Genomic DNA, 16724 nt, shown 5'->3' on the forward strand with positions numbered 1-16724 from the left:
ATTTTTACACCTTCTTTTTATTATATTATAATTATATACCAAAATTTTTCAAGCAATAAAAAACTTAGGTCATAGTTCTCATTAAAAATTACTATGACCTAAGTTAAATTATATTATTTATTTAATGACTTTTCTATTTCACTTAACATTACATCTGTTGATTGTAACCCTGGTCCCCCTAAGTACCAAGCTTTAGTATCTAAATAAGTTATGTTTCCATTTTTATAAGCATCTGTTCTTTGAACTAATTCATTCTCTATAATATCCTTAGCTGGTTCTTGTTTACTACTTGATATTATACCTTTGTCTATTACAAATAAATATCCTGGATTTATATTTGCTATATACTCATTTGAAACTGTTTGTCCATGATCCTCAGTGGCTATATTTTCATCTACTTGCTTAAATCCAAACTCATTATGAATCATTCCAAATCTTGACTCTTTTCCAAAAGTAGTTATTTCTCCATCATAAACCATTGTTACTAATGCTTTCTCTTCTAAATTAGAAGCTTTTGAAGATATCCCCTCTATTCTTTTATTTATTTCATTCATTTTTTCATCAATAAAATTTTCTTCTCCAAATACAACACCTAAAGTTTTTGCATTATTTTTTAGTGAACCAAAATGGTCATTTCCTTCTCTACCTAAGAATAGTGTTGGAGCTATTTTTGATAACTCATCATATTGCTTTTCTTGTCTTCCTTCAATTATTATTAAATCTGGATCTAATTCATTTATAGTCTCTAAACTAAATTCCTTTAATGAACCTAAATCTTTAAATTCATCACCTTTAAACTCATCTAAATAATCTGGCAAACTACTTTTTGGTAATCCTACAACTTTAGACTCTTTATTCATTTCATCTATAATATCCAATGAAGAGTAATCTAAAACAACAACCTTCTCTGGATTTTTAGGAACCTCTATCTCTCCTTTTCTATGGGAAACCTTGACCATTTCAACGCCTGCTGAAACTTTAGTTGACTCCCCACTCTTTCCTAATAGTGCAAAACCGCCTGCAACTACTGCTATACTTATCCCTACTATAGCTAAAACTTTTTTATTCATATATACTGCCTCCTATGTATTGAAAATTTTATTATATTAGAAATAAACACATAATCTATTTCCATTAAAGTCTTTTATTTCAAAATCTATTTCATAGATATCCTCTAAGAAATCTTTATTTATTATTTTTGATGTATCAGCATTTTTTGCTATTTTTCCATCTTTTAAAACAACTATATTATCTGAATAGAATGATGCAAAGTTTATATCATGCATTACTATTACAACAGTTTTATTTAAGTCATTTACTAATCCTCTTAAAACCTTCATCATTTTAACAGAATGTTTCATATCAAGATTATTAAGTGGTTCATCTAAAAGTATGTACTCAGTATTTTGAGCTATAACCATAGCTATATAAGCTCTCTGTCTTTGTCCCCCTGAAAGTTCATCTAAATATCTATTTTGAATTTCTTCAAGTTGCATGTATTTTATAGCTTCATCTATAAACTCCTCATCTTCTTTAGTAAGTCTTCCTTCATTATGTGGAAACCTACCAAATCCAACAAGTTCTCTGATGGTTAATCTAACATTTATATTATTAGACTGTCTCAATATTGCTATCTTCTTAGCTAGCTCTTTATCATTCCAATCTTCAAGCTTTGTTCCATCAATTATTACCTCTCCATTATCTTTTTTCATAATTCTAGATATCATTGATAAAACTGTACTTTTTCCTGCTCCATTTGGTCCTATAAAAGATGTTATTTTACCTTTATTTATATTAAATGAAACATTATCAACAACAAATTTATCCCCATATTTCTTACTTAAATTTTTTATTTCTATCATTACTTACTCTCCTTTAACAATAAATATAAGAAGTATGATCCACCTATAAAGTTTATTATTATACTTACCGTACTTGTATAGTTTAATATTCTTTCTACCACAAACTGCCCTCCAACTAAGGCTATTATTCCCATTAAGGAAGCTCCTGATATTAGTACGCTATGCTTGTATGTGCTGAAAAACTCATAAGAAAGATTTACTATAAGTATTCCTAAGAAAGTAATTGGTCCAACTAAAGCTGTTGATACTGATACCAATATAGCTACTACTATTAAAATTTTCTTTGAAAGCTTATCGTAATCTATTCCTAGATTTATTGCATTTTCTCTTCCCAGAAGTAAAACATCTAATTTCCTTATGTCATCATACATAAATGCAAATATTAATAAAACAATCACAATAACTATAAATAATATATCTGTATTTACATTATTAAAACTTGCATAAAGAGTAGTCTGTAATGTCTCAAATTCATTAGGATCTATTAATACCTGCATGAAGGTTGAAAGCGTTCTAAATAAAGTTCCTAGCACAGTTCCTACTAATAATAAAAAATATATATTACTATTTCTCTTGAACATAAATGTGTATAAAACCATACTAGCTAAAATCATACAAATTACCGATATTCCAAAGTTTACTTTAGGATTTAGCATAACTATACTGCTTGTCCCGAAAGCAAATACTGAGAGTGTTTGTGTAAAGCCATATAATGAATCTAAGCCTAAAACACTTGGTGTTAAAATTCTATTGTTTGTTACTGTCTGGAATATCATTGATGAATAAGCTATTGCTCCTCCGGTTATAATTATTGCTATTACTTTTGGTATTCTTTTTGATAAGTTATAATCAAAATTATTTGCATTAAGTCCTTGAAACAAGAAAAGTAAAACAACTGCTATTGCCATAACTCCTAATATAATTAATTTTCTTTTATCACTTTTTAAGACCCCTTTAGTCATTACTGTTCCTCCTAAATATAAGATAAAGGAATACTATACTTCCTATCGTTCCAACAGTTACACTTATAGGAATTTCATATGGGAAGATAATAAGTCTTCCAACTATATCACATATAAGTACAAAGATTGCTCCAAATAGTGCAGTATGCCATATACTCTTGTTTAGGTTGTCACCCATCTTCAAAGAAACAATATTAGGAACTATAAGTCCTACAAAAGGTATATTCCCAACAGTTATTACAACTACTGCTGATATCATTGCTACTATAGAGATTCCTATGTTAGCAATTTTATTAAAATCTAATCCAAGATTTCTTGAAATATCTTCTCCCATACCTATGATGGTAAATTTATTAGCATATAATAAGGCTAATATTATTAAAGGAATAGTTAGGTACATAAGTTCATAATTTCCTCTTAATATTCCCGAAAAACTTCCTTGCAAAAATGAATTCATATTTTGAACCATATCATATCTATAGGCTATAAAATCAGTAATTGCTCCTATTACATTCCCAAGCATTATTCCTAATAACGGAATGAATACAGCATTTTTATATTTTATCTTCTTCAATATTCTCATGAATATAAAAGTTCCTATCATAGCAAAGATAAAGGCCCATATCATTTTTTGCATAAGTGTCACTGAACCAAATAATAATGAAGCAAACAAAATTCCAAGTTTAGCAGAATCAATTGTAGCTGCTGTTGTTGGAGAAACAAACTTATTATTACTTATTTGCTGCATTATTACTCCTCCTATGCTAAGGCCAACCCCTGCAAATATTATACTTGCAAGTCTTGGTAATCTACTTATAAGCATTACTTCTATTTTATCTATGTTTCCACTTGTAATATCATTAAAGCTTATATCATAAACACCTATGAAAAGAGAAATAAATGACAAAATAATTAAAACTAAAACTAAGTACCTCTTTTTCATATCTATAAAACTCCTTTTAAATAACTGATATCTTTTAATAAGATTTATCTACTTCTTTCTTCTTGTATAGTTTACTGATAATGATTATCACAGTCAATATATATTTTTTCTCTTTTACAATTTGTTAGCAATAGACATATTTTATACATACAAAAGTATTTTTTTAACTTTTTATATATTTTATAGAGGATATTAAAATTATTTCAAGAATATATACTTTATATGGTTATTTTTACCAACAAAGGAGTTTTGTCAATGAATACCGATAACCTTAAAGAAGTTCAACTAAAAACCAACAAAATGATATCCAAAGGTCACTTTAAAGAACAATGTAGTTGGCTCTCAAACAAACATTCTACTAACTATGAAAAAATAGATTCCAAAGAAATAGAATATCATTGTAAAAACAAAGAAGAATATTTAGAGTTATTATCTAAAGAAATTGAGTTGTTGTTTATAAGCAAAGCTTTTACTAAAAGAGAAAAAAAACAACTTTATGAATTAACTATAAGAGCTTTTTGGGAATGGCAGTTAAGAGGACAAAAAAAATAAGAGCATCATTTTTTCTAATGATACTCTTATTTTTTATTTATCTTCAATTGTTTTAGACTCGTTTGCTTTATTTGAATCTTGCACTTTGAAATCTCCAACCTTTGAACTATTTTTTATTGTTTTAAATTCATATCCTTCACTTTTAAAATAATCTATAACTTGTGGAAGAATTTCTATTGTTTTTTCTTTTCCAGCTGCATCATGCATAAGAATAACAACATGATCTTTTCCCTTCGAAGTTTTCTTAACATAATTCATCATTTCTTCTGGTGAGTATGGTTTTCCCTCTGCATCTCCATTTAATGCATTCCAATCCACATTAACTATTCCATTCTCTTCTAATGTTTTATCAAAAGCTTGTAATGATGGATCTTTATAGTATTTTCTTGTTCCATATCCCCCTGGCATTCTTAATACTCTACAATCAAACTCTTCTCCAATAATACTTTTCATTATATTATTAGTTTTATTAAACTCATCCATAAAAACATCTATATTTAAATTATTATGTGGATATAATTTCTTAAAATCATGACTATAACTATGGTTAGCAATTGCATTCCCTGACTTTATCTCTTCCTTTAAGAACTCTTGTCTTTTCGAATTATCTTCTATGCTGCTTCCTAAGACAAAAAATGTAGCCTTAACATCTTTTTCTTTTAATATATTTAATATTTTTTCTGTTCCATTTGAAGGCCCATCGTCAAAAGTTAAAAAGACATATTTCCCATCACCCTCATATGTTCCATTAACCATTTCCTCTACATCTTTAGCATCTACTCCATACTTATCTCCTTCATATGTCACGTTCATCCCAGGCATTACATCATCTGGCTTAGGTTTTACCTCTTCAACCTTTGGCTTTTCTGCCGCCTCATTCTTTATAGGACTACTTCCTATCATAGTTATAACTTTTGTACCAATCCATAATAAAATAATTATACCTATAATTCCTAACAATACTTTAAGAATGTCTCCTCTATTTGGACCTTTCCTTCTCTTTGAAAATATCCCTCTACTCATTTTTCCTCCTATGTTATCCTCTATTAACTTTTAATAATATACTTGTCCATCCATTTAATATTATCTTTTAAAAACTAGTTTTTATCATTTCAAAATAGTTACATTTTATTAATTTAATCTTAATATCTATATTTAACAATAAAACTTTTCATTTTTTTATTATATTATTGTATATTTCTTAAGTTGTTTAATATATATATCAAACAACTTATTATTAAAAGAAAAATTTGAAAAATAGATACAATACTAACTATTTTCCCATTGACCTTTCCATATATTAAACTTCTTCTAACTACCTCTACTACAAAAAACATTGTTAATATCTTAAAATATTCTTGCTTATTTTCTATATATTTTGAATAACAAATATATAGAAGATATAATAAGCACACTATTATAACTGCACTCATAATAAAATCTTTAATCAACATACCTCACCCCTCAAAAATCTGTATGTTTTACAATATAATAATTTTATTTTACAATAAAAATTAAGAAATAAATATAAAGGATGATTATAAATGAAAAAATTTAATAAATTTTTCATTCTCATATTAATAGCTATAATTATATTTTTAGCCTTCGCCTTTATAAATAGAGATTTATTAAATATAGATAATATTAGAATATTTATACTTAAAGCTGGAATATTTGCTCCTTTGATGTACATCATTGCATTTTCACTTGTTCCACTAACACTATTCCCTGATTCACTTTTAGCAATATTGGGAGGTAGCTTATTTGGACTAATTAAAGGAAGTTTTTATACTCTTATAGGTGCTTTAATCGGTTCTACTATTTCATTCTTTATCTCTAGATATTTTGGACATAAATTTATAAAAGATAGTAATAATCCTAAGCTAAAGAATATTCAAGAACTTATAAAAGATAATGGTTTCTTTATGATTTTATTATTAAGACTTATTCCCTTATTCCCATTTGATCTTATAAGTTATGGTGCTGGACTAACAAAGATATCTTTTAAAGATTTCATTCTTGGAACACTAATAGGAACCATCCCTGGAATTATTGTCTTTGTTAATTTAGGTGCTCAATGGATAGGGTTAAACAAAACAAGTATTTATCTTTCTATAACTTTACTAATATTATTTATACTTTTCTCAATAATTTTAAAGAAGGTCTATATAAAAAAGCATATTGATAAAAATGAACTTTCATAAAAAAGCAAAGGCTTTATTAAACCTTTGCTTTTTATACTATTAATCTATTTTCTTATAACTGCTCATATTTATTGGATTAATACTATTCTGTCTCGCCCATCTATTAAATAAATTAAATACATGCTTTTCATTTAATTTTTCTTTCAGTTCATTTTCTTCTTCTTTGCTACAAATTAAATAATTTTTAAAAATTATCTTTTCATCATCTTCTAATTTATTTATAAACTCTTCTTGCTTTTCTTTATTTATATTATTAAATTCTCTTTTAAAATCAGTATTAAAATCTTTCCCAACTTCGCCTTCTGAATTCTTAGAAAACCATTTAAATGCTGATTTAACATTTAGCAAAGATTCAAACAATAAGCCTACAGCTAATATAACTATTCCTATAACTATTAAAGTCTTCATAATACCATCTCCTATTCAATTTAGGTAATCCAATATATAATTAGTTATTCCATAAATTTATCAATCTATTAATACATATTAACAAAAATGAGGTATCAAAATTTAACACTAAAGTCTACTTTGATACCCCACCTTTATTGATTAACTTATATAGTTCATTGGGTTAACCCAATTACCATTTATCATTATACCAAAATGTAAATGTGGTCCTGTACTATATCCAGTTGAGCCAACATAAGCAATTACTTGCCCTTGTGAAACATGTTGTCCTGTTTGTACAGCTAAGCTTGATGAATGTCCATATAAAGTACTTGTCCCATCACCATGATCTATTATAACCATATTTCCATATGCAGTATTCCAGCCTGCCTCTACAACTGTTCCTGATTTGGAAGCTTTTATAGGTGTTCCATATGATGCTCCTAAATCAACTCCTGTATGTACACTTTGCTTACCTGTAACTGGATGAGTTCTTGGTCCAAAAGGATCTGTAACTCCACCTGGAGCTGGTCTTATAAACCCACTTGCACTTGGTGTTTCACTTCCTGATCCCCCATCAGTACTTGAACCACCACTTGTTCCTCCACTTGATCCACCTTTATTATTTTCCTCATTTATAAGGTTATTTATATAATCCTTAAGGTCAGCATTATCCTCTTTATAGCTATTTATCTCATTTAATACATCTTTTTCTTTTTGACTTAAACTATCAATTTCGGCCTGTTTTTGTGCCTCTAAAGAACTAAGTTCATTTAATTGACTTTCATATTGAGCAACTAAATTATCGTACTCTTTCTTTTCTGCTTCAAGTCTTGATTTTTGATTTGATAAATCTTTCTTTTGATTTGATAAATCATTTTCCTCAACCTTTAATTCTTCTTGCACCTTTTTTATATCATCTATTAATTTATTATCAGTTTCTACTATATATTTTATGTTTGATATGTTACTTATAAATTCCCCTACATTTTTAGATTCAAGCATTATATATAAAAATTGATTGCTTAAATTTGACTTATAAGCACTTCTTATTCTACTTGAAAGTATATCTTCTTTTTCCGCTTCTTCTTTTTTCTTTTTTTCTATGCTATTTTGAACATCAGTAATTTTTCCCTCTAAGTTACTTATACTTTTTTGTAAAGAATCAATGTTATTCTTATACTCATCAACTTTCTTTTGTGAGCTTAAAAGCATTTTATTCTTTTCAGCTATTTGATTTTGAATTTCATCAAGTTTAGCTTGACTTTTATTCTTCTCCGCATCTAAATTATCTTTTTTGTCTTGAAGATCACCGATTTTACTGTTATTATTATCGATTTCTTGTTGTGCTTCCTCTTTTGTCTTAGCTTGTACAATATTGGTGCTATTTAAAGAAACACTTAAAATCATAGTTATACTTAATATAACTGCCGTTAGTCGTCTTCTGTTCATTTATTCCACCTATTTCTTTATATATATATTTCGTTGCTAAAACACCATATATCTTAATATTATACACTATAATCACCCATTTGTTAATATACTCAATATATACAATGAATTCAATTAATATTTTAAACACATATATTTTAAATTTACTTTGTGTTTTAAATCAACACTCACTTAAAACTGATTTAAAATTTAAACGTAAAAAGTTGTACTAATTAAGTCATAGTACAACTCTAAAATAAAAACACTTAATATATAAAAATTTTGATTTTAAATAAGATTAAAACCTCTCATTTGATATTTCATCATCTATAAGCTCTTCTAATGTTTTGAATTTACTTCCTTCTTTTATATAATGCTTTTGTATGCTATCTTTCATTTCTTCTAAAGAAACTTCTGAATAAAATACTTCTTCTTTAAAATCATGTTTCATTCTTTCATATATTCTTCTTATTATATTTTCTCTATCATTACTCATATATCCATCTCTCCTTAACTTATTAATAATTTATTCATAAATATATTATACACATAGGTTAAAAGATATAAAAGATATTCTTAAAATATATTTTTATATACCTATAACTATAACTATTTATTTAGTGATATAATAATTTTACTTTAAGAGCTATATTTTAAAACATAGCTTACTTTAAATACCAATGAGGAGTTGATTAAAATCAAAGAAGATAAAATAACAATAATAGATAAATTTAAATTTTTCTTTGGATTCGAGAAAAATAAAGTCACTGAAACTTTAGGGATAAGTGTTGACTCTAAGACGAGAGTTATAGCATTCTATTCATACACAGTATTAATATTTTTATTAGCTATTTTTAAGGTATATACTATTTTAAATATAGCAGAAAGATTCTTAGTTTTAATAATAAGCTTATTTATAGTTGTAGAATTATTGTACTTTTTAGTATCAAAAAAAGTTAAACATTCTTAATAAGAATCACAAAATCTCCTTTAACGCTATACTATGTACTAGTATTTTAATTTTAGGAGGTTTTTTTCATGAGTAAAACTGCATGGGATTATACTTTAGAAATTATTTCATTAATGGGAGATATAGATTATTATAATGATATTTTAAGTAAAAAACTAAATCCTAAGGATAGAGAGGTTTATTCTAAAAAAGTTGATTCTTTAGAAAGCAAACTCTTTGCAATGAAAGAAAAATTAAAGAATATATCACTAATTTAAAGTAGCTTATATTGAAGCTACTTTTTTACATATGAAAAAAAGGTTCAACTAAAAGTTGAACCTTTAATACAAACTCAATTAATTATTCCCAAATATGCCGTCACACTTACAATTTTATACCTGCCTCTCGCAGGTGGGCTCTGCTCAAATTAATTTGACCATCTTCCGTCACAACTGTGAAGTTTTCACTTGAAGTCCGCTCTCTTTAACCTTGTTGCAAATCCCGTATTTATCATGTAGGTTAAAATTAATAAGCTTCGCGTACATCTCAGGATTAACTATGTTTTTATTATAACACAAGATTTTTAAAAATCAACCTTGAATTTTCAGAATCTTTTTACTTTAGTTCATCTAAAATATCATCTATCTCTAATTCTTCATCTTCTGGAAGAAATATGACTAAAAACTGTTTTCCTGAATAATTTGAACATTCAATCTCATATCCATCAGCTTTAGCAATCAATTCAAAATCTTCCATAATTTCTTCTAAAAGTTCATCTACTCCATCATTAGCAATGTCATCTAAGTAAGGAATTACTCCTTCCATTATCCACTCGTTACTTTCTTCTTCATAATCAGTTTCATCATTTGCACAAGCTCTAGCAGCTTGAATTTCTATATCATCAAAATCATAATAAAACTTAAGGGCTAATCCATCACCTTCTAAAGAAACTTCCTCTATATCTGACAAACCATTAGTAGATAAATAATTTATTATTCTATACTTATCCATAATATCCCCCTTATAACCTTAGTATAATAATTTTTTATATTCTTTTTTTACTTCTCTAAATTCTTCTTCATCTTCAACTAAGTTATACTCAACTGAGTCATTAACTGTATCTACTCTAAATACAAAGTCATCTGCTTCATCTCCATCACCTTCTACTGGTGATAATACTATGTATTCTTTTTTCTTTTTATCTCCAAGATATATCTTAGCAACAACCTCAAATTCAACCTTATTTCCTTCTTCATCTCTAAAAGCCATTATTTGCTTTTCTTCCATTATTAACTCCTCCTAAATTAATCTATTAAAGGCGACTTTTCACCCTTAAAAAATATATATTCATAGTGTAATGCTCTTGTTAAAACAACATAAAGAAGTTTTTTATCCATTTCACTATTTTCATCATAAATTTCTTTACTTAAATTATAAACTATAGTGCAGTCAAATTCTAACCCTTTAGTTAAATATGAAGGAATTATTATTAAATCTAAATTAAATTCTTTCTGATCATCTTTAACTAAATCAAAATCGAATTCTGAATATTTCTTAACTGCAGTTTTAATCTTTTTACACTCATCAAGAGTTTTCCCAACTATAGCTACAGAACTTTTCCCTTCACTTTTCACCTTTTTAACTATGGAATCTAACTGTTCACAGAAGTCTTTAGCATTGGTGAATTCTAACTCCTGAGGAACCATTCCATGTCTTAAAACTGGTTTAGCTGGCTCTTCATAGTGATTTTGTTTAAGCAATACCTTGTTAGCATATTTTATTATTTCAACTGTACTTCTATAACTCTGACTTAAATGTTTATAATCAGCATTTCCATCATAAACTAAAGAAATAGTTTTCTGCCAATCATCTATACCTTTGAATGAATAAATACCTTGGCCTATATCTCCAACTATAGTTAAAGATTTATTTGCTGCCATCATAGACATTACATAAAGTTGGAACATTGAATAATCCTGTGCCTCATCTATTACTATATGTTTTAAAAGATTATTATCATCTATTCCTTCAATTCTAATTTTTAAATATAGCATTGCAGCTAAATCATCAGAATCAATTCTCTTATTATCTATATTATAAGCAAGATTTTCTCTCATATAATCAGCTAATTTCCCTGGAATTTTACCTGCAGTAACTTCTTCAAAAACTTCTTTATCCTCAAAGAAAGTTCTATAAACATTAGCTGTATTTATCCCTTTCCAGTGATTAAAGTAATCTGAAAATTCTTTTTTAGCAGATTTCTTTATTTCACTTTTATGAGCATCTCTTTCATCATAAAGAGCAATAAGTTTTTGTCTTCTCTCTTGTGAATCTTCCATGCTCTTTTTAAGTCTAGCAATTCTATACTCATATTGAAAATCAACCTTGTCTAATACTCTTGTAACCTTATCTCCTAATTTCTTAGAAAAATACTTTTTGATTTCATCTTTTCTTTTGTTAACTGGATATTTAACTAGATCCTTCAAGAATAGTCTTTTGATTTCATTTGCATCAAAAACAGAATATCCACAAATAGTTATATCCTCTATTTTACTATCTTCTCTTTCAAGAACTTGAATATATCTATCTAGCATTTCTTTAAACAGCATAGAGCCTTTTATTTTACTATCATTAATTACATACTTATTAGTTTTTTCATCACTTGATAATATATCAACTAATTTTTTATCTTTAGTTATTACTTTCCCCTTTATTCCAAGTTTCTTTAAAGCCAGTTCTTCAAAAGTTTTCTGTTCCACCTTATCTACCCCTAAGTTTGGTAAAACTTCTGATATATAATCTAGGAATATTTTATTTGGTGCTATAACAAGGATATCTTCTCCTGTTATATTGCCTTTATATCTATATAAAAGATATGCTAATCTATGAAGAGCTACTGTTGTTTTCCCTGATCCAGCAGACCCTTGTATTATTAAAGGAGCATTTTTAGGAGCTCTTATTATATCATTCTGTTCTTTTTGTATAGTTGCAACAACATCCTTAAGCTTTGTTCCGGTACTATTTTCAAGGTTTATTCTAAGGAACTCATCTATTAACCCGTCCCCTTCTTCATTAAGACCTGATTTTAATATTATTTCATTTATTCCCTCATCAAAACATTCTTTAAGATTTTGTTCATCATCAAAAAGAAATTTCCTTTTTAAACTTAACTCACCTTCTATTATTCCAGCTGGTGCCTTATAATATGCTTCTCCCTGTGTTCCACTATAATATAAATCTGCTAAAGGTGCTCTCCAGTCTATAACTCTTTCATCACCCTCTATCATATCTCCTAGTCCACATTTTCCAATGTAGAAACTTTCCATATCCTTTCTATACTCTCTAAAATCAATTCTTGCAAAGTATGGTTTATCATAAGCTTCCTTAAACTTTTCAAGTTCTTTTCCTAAAAACTCAACTGATTTTTTTATTATTTCAATTTCAGTGTTATATGTCCCCTTACTTTTTTTGTTCAGTAAGTCTAACTTATCATCAGCTTTTGCTTTTTCTTCACCTAATCTGTTTTCTTCACTTTTAATCCAACTTTTAGTATCAAAAAGCACTTCTCTCTCATACTTTAAAACTTCATTCTCACTCATAATAAATACCTCCTTCGCAAAGCCATCTATATTAAATTTTTCTTATAAAAGTAATCAATGAATTTAATTATACTATCTTAAAGTTAACTATACAAACTTTATAAAAAATTTTGTTAATTTACAATTAAAACATTCCTCCATATAACATTAAATTTAAATAGAAGGACAAAATACTACTGAGGTGATATTAATGGAAAAAATTACAGATAGAACTCCAGCTGAGGCATTAAATGATAATCTTAAAGGCCTTTATATGGGGAGAGATATTTTCGACAGATATGCTAAAAAGTGTAAGTCTCAAGACTTAAAAAGACTTCTTATGGAGATTATTACCCTTTATGAAAAAGAAGCCTTAGAAATTTCTAACAAAATAGTTTCCTTAGGTGAAAAGCCTTCTTCAAATGTTGGAATAATTGGAAAGACGTCAGAAATTCTTTATAACTTAAAAACCGTTGCTGCAGATACAGACAGTGAGATTCTTGAAGAAAGTATAAAAGCACATAAGACTGGAATTATGATGTTCCAAAAATTTTTATCAGAAAAAGGAGATGCTTTAGATAAAGATTCAAAAAATCTTATAAAGAATATGCTTAAAGAAAATGAAGATATTAGTCAAAAACTAAATGATTTTTCTAATCTAAATAAATCTAACTAAACCTAATTCTCCTAAAATAAATGAATACTATATAAATTTGTGCAAAAAAGTGAGCTATACGAAACCTTGTACAGCTCACTTTCTTTATATTGCCCATTTCTTGTCCTTAGTAAGAGAAACATTTAACCATTTTTCATAATTAATATGATTTAATGATGAATATATTTCTTCTCTTAATTGATCCATCTCATCTAAACCCTTAATATTTGACTCATCACTATAAATAAAATCTATTTCTATCCTTAAATCTCTCCCACTTTTAGAAACTCTAGTTATAGTTTCTTCAAAAGCATACTCTGATTCTATTTTTCTAACTAATTTATTTATTTCTTCACTTATGCTATCATCAGCTTTAAACTCTAGAAGCTCTTTTAAACCTATTATCAATGTTCTAAGAGGCATTCTTATAAATATAGCCGAACATATTATAACCATTAATGGATCTATATACCTATTAAACCATGCAAACTCAGTATAATTTAATCCTGTTGCTATTAAGAATCCAACTAAAACACCAAAACTTAACAAAGTATCCATAAGCCATTGGCTACTCTCAACTTCTAACAAATTAGATTTTATTAAATTTCCTTTTTTCTTTAAGAATAAATACGCAACTCCACATCCCAAAGTTGATATTGTAGCATATGTTAAAGCATATCCATATTGTACTTCATTTCCACCACTTAATATATCTATAAATGCTCCCCCTAAGGAGTAAGTACACATCAGTAATATTGCTAATGATTTAATTATAATTATTAATGGCTCAATCATTCTTTTACCAAATGGATATTTCTCATTCTCAATTTTATTTATATAAATACTTCCAACTAAAGCTAATAAAGATAATATAACGCTCACTAATGAATATATTCCATCAAATAAAATCATTTCAGATTCTAGAGTTCATCCCCAAGCAATTCCAAGTACTGCAAAAAACAATGCTCCTAATGCCGATATCTTTAATAAATAACTTTCATTCCTCATAAATTCCACCTCAAAATAATTTTCTTAATCCTATTTTATGATTTCATGAGAAATTTTTCTAATCATTAATAAGCCTTAAATAATGCACTAATATAATGTTCGTACCCCATTAACTTTTCATATAAAAACACTTTAATCCCTAAACTGCAATATATTAATTACACTTTATTATTTTTGTTTTTTTAATTTTCCTTCTATCTTTTCTTTAAATAGTAATGCATCTTCTTTAGAATAGTAAGGATACTGAAAACTCAAATCCATATTTATAGATTTAAGAGCATCTTCTAAATAACCAGCTATAAATTGAGATTCTGAAAGATAATACCAATATATTGGAGATGATGGATTCTTATTTACTAGCCCCTTATAATACTTTACTATATCCTTAAAATACTTCTCATAAAGCTCTCTTGCTTTAATAAGATTATTGTTCTGAACTCTATAAATATCAATTTTATACGCATCTCCACTATCTCTATTCCAAATTATAATCTCAAACAGTCCATTTCCATCTATATCTTCAACCTCTAAATTGTTAAATGGTTTGCTTATTTCTAAATAATTATAAAGTCCATATTTATCCTTTGAATAAACATCTAAGGTTGACCATATATCTGACATTTCCCAAACTACAATCAAGTGATATTTCCCTTCTTCTAAAGGAGCAATTATAATCTTATTCACATTATAGCCTTTACCCTTTATTACATCTACAAGTCCCCATTGACCATCACTTTCCTCTATAATAACTAAGTACAAACCCTTTGCATATCTATAAGCAGCAATTATCTCTCTATTTCCATCTTTATCTACATCAGTCTCACTTGTAAATAATATTTCGCTTCCTTTATTAATAAAATTTTTAACTATTTCAGCTAAATCTTTTCTTTTTATCTTAGTATCTATAACAAATTTTCCATCTCCTTCTTGATAATATTCTCCTAATAGATATCCCTTTACATTCTCTATCTGTAAATCATTTAAGCTAATTACATTTTCTAAAAATATATTACCTGTATATTTCCCATTATCAAACTTAGCTTTTCTATATCCATTCTCTATACCCATTCCTGAAATATATAAAATTAATTCCTTATATCCATTAGTTTCTGTATTAGAAACTATAATTGGATATATCAAATTTTCAAAACTTCCTATGACTTTATAGCTATTATTATCCTTTTTTAAAACTAATGCCTTACATCCTTTAACAGTACAAAAATACCAATCTTTTAAATATATAAATACTTCATCTTCTCCATCATTATTTAAATCTATATCATATCTTATATATCTAAAATCATGATCATCAATATTAAACTCTTTTTTTATAATATTATTAACCTCTTCATTGACTTCTTCTCTACCTTTTATAATTTTAAAACAACCTTCATTGACACATATATCACTGCCTCTATAGTTTTGGTTTATTAGATTTCCTTTTATATTGACAGTTTGATTTATAATCATGAAATCCTCTTCTTCCCACTTAACAATACTTTCGACATCAGCAATATAATCAGTATCAGCTTGTCCTAAAATTTTTTGTGATATACTTAATGAAGAAACCTCACTTCCAAATTTGTAAAATGGATAGCACTCAAACACTCTACCTATGTTAACTTTTTCCTTTCCATGTTTAACTTTACCATTTTTATCATATACAAAGTCTAAATAATATTTATAGTTTTCCCTTATACTTATAAAATATTTTTTATTTCTCTCTGAATTTCTAACTTCTATTTCATAATCATTTTTATAAAAAGCACTAAGCTTATTTTTTTCATAAAAAACTTCACTATCAAATATTTCAGCTAACCTTCCATCTTCATATGAAAATATTTTTCCTCTAACGTGCCCCCCATATCCATCTCCAATACACCTCAAAAAAATATCCTTCTTGCATGGATCTTTAAAAGACTCTAACATTATTTCAAATTTATAGTATTCTTCATCTATACCTATATTATGAACTTTTCCACTCATTTTCTCCTTTAATGTTAAATATGACCTATATTTGCAAGTTGCATTTAAACAGGCAGTAATATAAACCTCATCATCAACTCCATTGCCCGTAACATCTCCTGATTTAATATCCAATATTTTTTCTTTTCTATTTAAAAGCATATTATCCTCCTAAATATATCTACTATATTACTAGTTTATATATGGTAAATACATCTGTTACTTATG

The 16724-nt window shown here is 27.1% G+C and carries 19 protein-coding genes and 1 other RNA gene; 5 read left to right on the forward strand and 15 right to left on the reverse strand.

What is annotated here, in order from left to right; genetic code table 11:
* Nucleotides 1–113: 113 nt before the first annotated feature.
* The 4 genes from ACQZHJ_RS11695 to ACQZHJ_RS11710 are packed head-to-tail and all read right to left on the reverse strand — an operon-like array spanning nt 114 to nt 3767.
* The gene (locus ACQZHJ_RS11695) at nt 114–1070 is read right to left on the reverse strand and encodes a siderophore ABC transporter substrate-binding protein (protein ID WP_430485736.1); all 957 of its coding nucleotides are present in this window, start codon (nt 1068–1070) and stop codon (nt 114–116) included.
* A 36-nt stretch (nt 1071–1106) separates the two neighbouring features.
* On the reverse strand, nt 1107–1862 hold the full coding sequence (locus tag ACQZHJ_RS11700; protein ID WP_430485737.1) for an ABC transporter ATP-binding protein: 756 nt from the start codon (nt 1860–1862) through the stop codon (nt 1107–1109).
* The gene (locus tag ACQZHJ_RS11705) at nt 1862–2824 is read right to left on the reverse strand and encodes an iron chelate uptake ABC transporter family permease subunit (RefSeq protein ID WP_430485738.1); all 963 of its coding nucleotides are present in this window, start codon (nt 2822–2824) and stop codon (nt 1862–1864) included. Before ACQZHJ_RS11705 ends, ACQZHJ_RS11700 begins: the two co-directional genes overlap by 1 nt.
* Nucleotides 2817–3767 carry an ABC transporter permease gene (locus tag ACQZHJ_RS11710; RefSeq protein ID WP_430485739.1) on the reverse strand — a complete coding sequence of 317 codons (951 nt, stop codon included), beginning with the start codon at nt 3765–3767 and terminating at the stop codon, nt 2817–2819. The genes ACQZHJ_RS11705 and ACQZHJ_RS11710 overlap by 8 nt, the downstream gene beginning before the upstream one ends.
* Before the next feature lie 255 nt (nt 3768–4022).
* Here ACQZHJ_RS11710 and ACQZHJ_RS11715 point away from each other — a divergent pair, with 255 nt between their 5' ends.
* The gene (locus ACQZHJ_RS11715; RefSeq protein WP_430485740.1) at nt 4023–4319 is read left to right on the forward strand and encodes a hypothetical protein; all 297 of its coding nucleotides are present in this window, start codon (nt 4023–4025) and stop codon (nt 4317–4319) included.
* Between the two features lie 33 nt (nt 4320–4352).
* Here ACQZHJ_RS11715 and ACQZHJ_RS11720 read toward each other — a convergent pair whose 3' ends face one another.
* Together ACQZHJ_RS11720 and ACQZHJ_RS11725 are read right to left on the reverse strand one after the other, a co-directional pair.
* Entirely contained in the window at nt 4353–5342 is a 990-nt protein-coding gene (locus ACQZHJ_RS11720) for a polysaccharide deacetylase family protein (protein ID WP_430485741.1), read from the reverse strand.
* A 164-nt stretch (nt 5343–5506) separates the two neighbouring features.
* Nucleotides 5507–5773: a hypothetical protein gene (locus ACQZHJ_RS11725; protein ID WP_430485742.1), complete on the reverse strand. Its 267-nt coding sequence runs from the start codon at nt 5771–5773 to the stop codon at nt 5507–5509.
* Nucleotides 5774–5863: 90 nt separating this feature from the next.
* Between ACQZHJ_RS11725 and ACQZHJ_RS11730 the strand changes: the two genes are divergently transcribed.
* Complete coding sequence (locus ACQZHJ_RS11730; RefSeq protein WP_430485743.1) at nt 5864–6523, forward strand: TVP38/TMEM64 family protein; 660 nt, start codon at nt 5864–5866, stop codon at nt 6521–6523.
* Nucleotides 6524–6562: 39 nt separating this feature from the next.
* Here ACQZHJ_RS11730 and ACQZHJ_RS11735 read toward each other — a convergent pair whose 3' ends face one another.
* The 3 genes from ACQZHJ_RS11735 to ACQZHJ_RS11745 all read right to left on the reverse strand — a co-directional run bounded on the left by ACQZHJ_RS11735 (nt 6563) and on the right by ACQZHJ_RS11745 (nt 8837).
* Nucleotides 6563–6931: a hypothetical protein gene (locus ACQZHJ_RS11735; RefSeq protein WP_430485744.1), complete on the reverse strand. Its 369-nt coding sequence runs from the start codon at nt 6929–6931 to the stop codon at nt 6563–6565.
* 141 nt (nt 6932–7072) lie between these two features.
* Nucleotides 7073–8362: a murein hydrolase activator EnvC family protein gene (locus ACQZHJ_RS11740; protein WP_430485745.1), complete on the reverse strand. Its 1290-nt coding sequence runs from the start codon at nt 8360–8362 to the stop codon at nt 7073–7075.
* A gap of 277 nt (nt 8363–8639) precedes the next feature.
* On the reverse strand, nt 8640–8837 hold the full coding sequence (locus tag ACQZHJ_RS11745) for a hypothetical protein (RefSeq protein ID WP_430485746.1): 198 nt from the start codon (nt 8835–8837) through the stop codon (nt 8640–8642).
* Nucleotides 8838–9029: 192 nt separating this feature from the next.
* Here ACQZHJ_RS11745 and ACQZHJ_RS11750 point away from each other — a divergent pair, with 192 nt between their 5' ends.
* Both ACQZHJ_RS11750 and ACQZHJ_RS11755 read left to right on the forward strand, forming a co-directional pair.
* Nucleotides 9030–9311, forward strand: coding sequence for a hypothetical protein (locus ACQZHJ_RS11750; RefSeq protein ID WP_430485747.1), 282 nt, complete (start codon nt 9030–9032; stop codon nt 9309–9311).
* 68 nt (nt 9312–9379) lie between these two features.
* Complete coding sequence (locus ACQZHJ_RS11755; RefSeq protein WP_430485748.1) at nt 9380–9568, forward strand: hypothetical protein; 189 nt, start codon at nt 9380–9382, stop codon at nt 9566–9568.
* Nucleotides 9569–9649: 81 nt separating this feature from the next.
* On the opposite strand, the gene ssrS is transcribed toward ACQZHJ_RS11755, so the two are convergent.
* From ssrS to helD, 4 genes are all read right to left on the reverse strand, one after another.
* Nucleotides 9650–9846: non-coding RNA, 6S RNA (gene ssrS, locus ACQZHJ_RS11760), on the reverse strand.
* 59 nt (nt 9847–9905) lie between these two features.
* Entirely contained in the window at nt 9906–10301 is a 396-nt protein-coding gene (locus ACQZHJ_RS11765; protein ID WP_430485749.1) for a hypothetical protein, read from the reverse strand.
* Nucleotides 10302–10319: 18 nt separating this feature from the next.
* Complete coding sequence (locus tag ACQZHJ_RS11770) at nt 10320–10577, reverse strand: DUF1292 domain-containing protein (RefSeq protein ID WP_430485750.1); 258 nt, start codon at nt 10575–10577, stop codon at nt 10320–10322.
* 17 nt (nt 10578–10594) lie between these two features.
* A complete protein-coding gene (gene helD / locus ACQZHJ_RS11775) occupies nt 10595–12889 on the reverse strand; it encodes an RNA polymerase recycling motor HelD (RefSeq protein WP_430485751.1) in 2295 nt (764 codons plus the stop codon).
* 190 nt (nt 12890–13079) lie between these two features.
* Here helD and ACQZHJ_RS11780 point away from each other — a divergent pair, with 190 nt between their 5' ends.
* On the forward strand, nt 13080–13544 hold the full coding sequence (locus ACQZHJ_RS11780) for a DUF2383 domain-containing protein (protein WP_430485752.1): 465 nt from the start codon (nt 13080–13082) through the stop codon (nt 13542–13544).
* 84 nt (nt 13545–13628) lie between these two features.
* On the opposite strand, the gene ACQZHJ_RS11785 is transcribed toward ACQZHJ_RS11780, so the two are convergent.
* Together ACQZHJ_RS11785 and ACQZHJ_RS11790 are read right to left on the reverse strand one after the other, a co-directional pair.
* Nucleotides 13629–14435, reverse strand: a complete 807-nt coding sequence (locus ACQZHJ_RS11785) for a cation diffusion facilitator family transporter (RefSeq protein WP_430485753.1) — start codon at nt 14433–14435, stop codon at nt 13629–13631.
* A gap of 264 nt (nt 14436–14699) precedes the next feature.
* Nucleotides 14700–16658 (reverse strand): hypothetical protein, encoded by a 1959-nt coding sequence (locus ACQZHJ_RS11790; protein WP_430485754.1) that lies wholly within the window; start codon nt 16656–16658, stop codon nt 14700–14702.
* Nucleotides 16659–16724 lie beyond the last annotated feature (66 nt).

This window comes from Clostridium sp. B9, assembly GCF_050509515.1.
Classification (GTDB): Bacteria; Bacillota; Clostridia; order Clostridiales; family Clostridiaceae; genus Sarcina.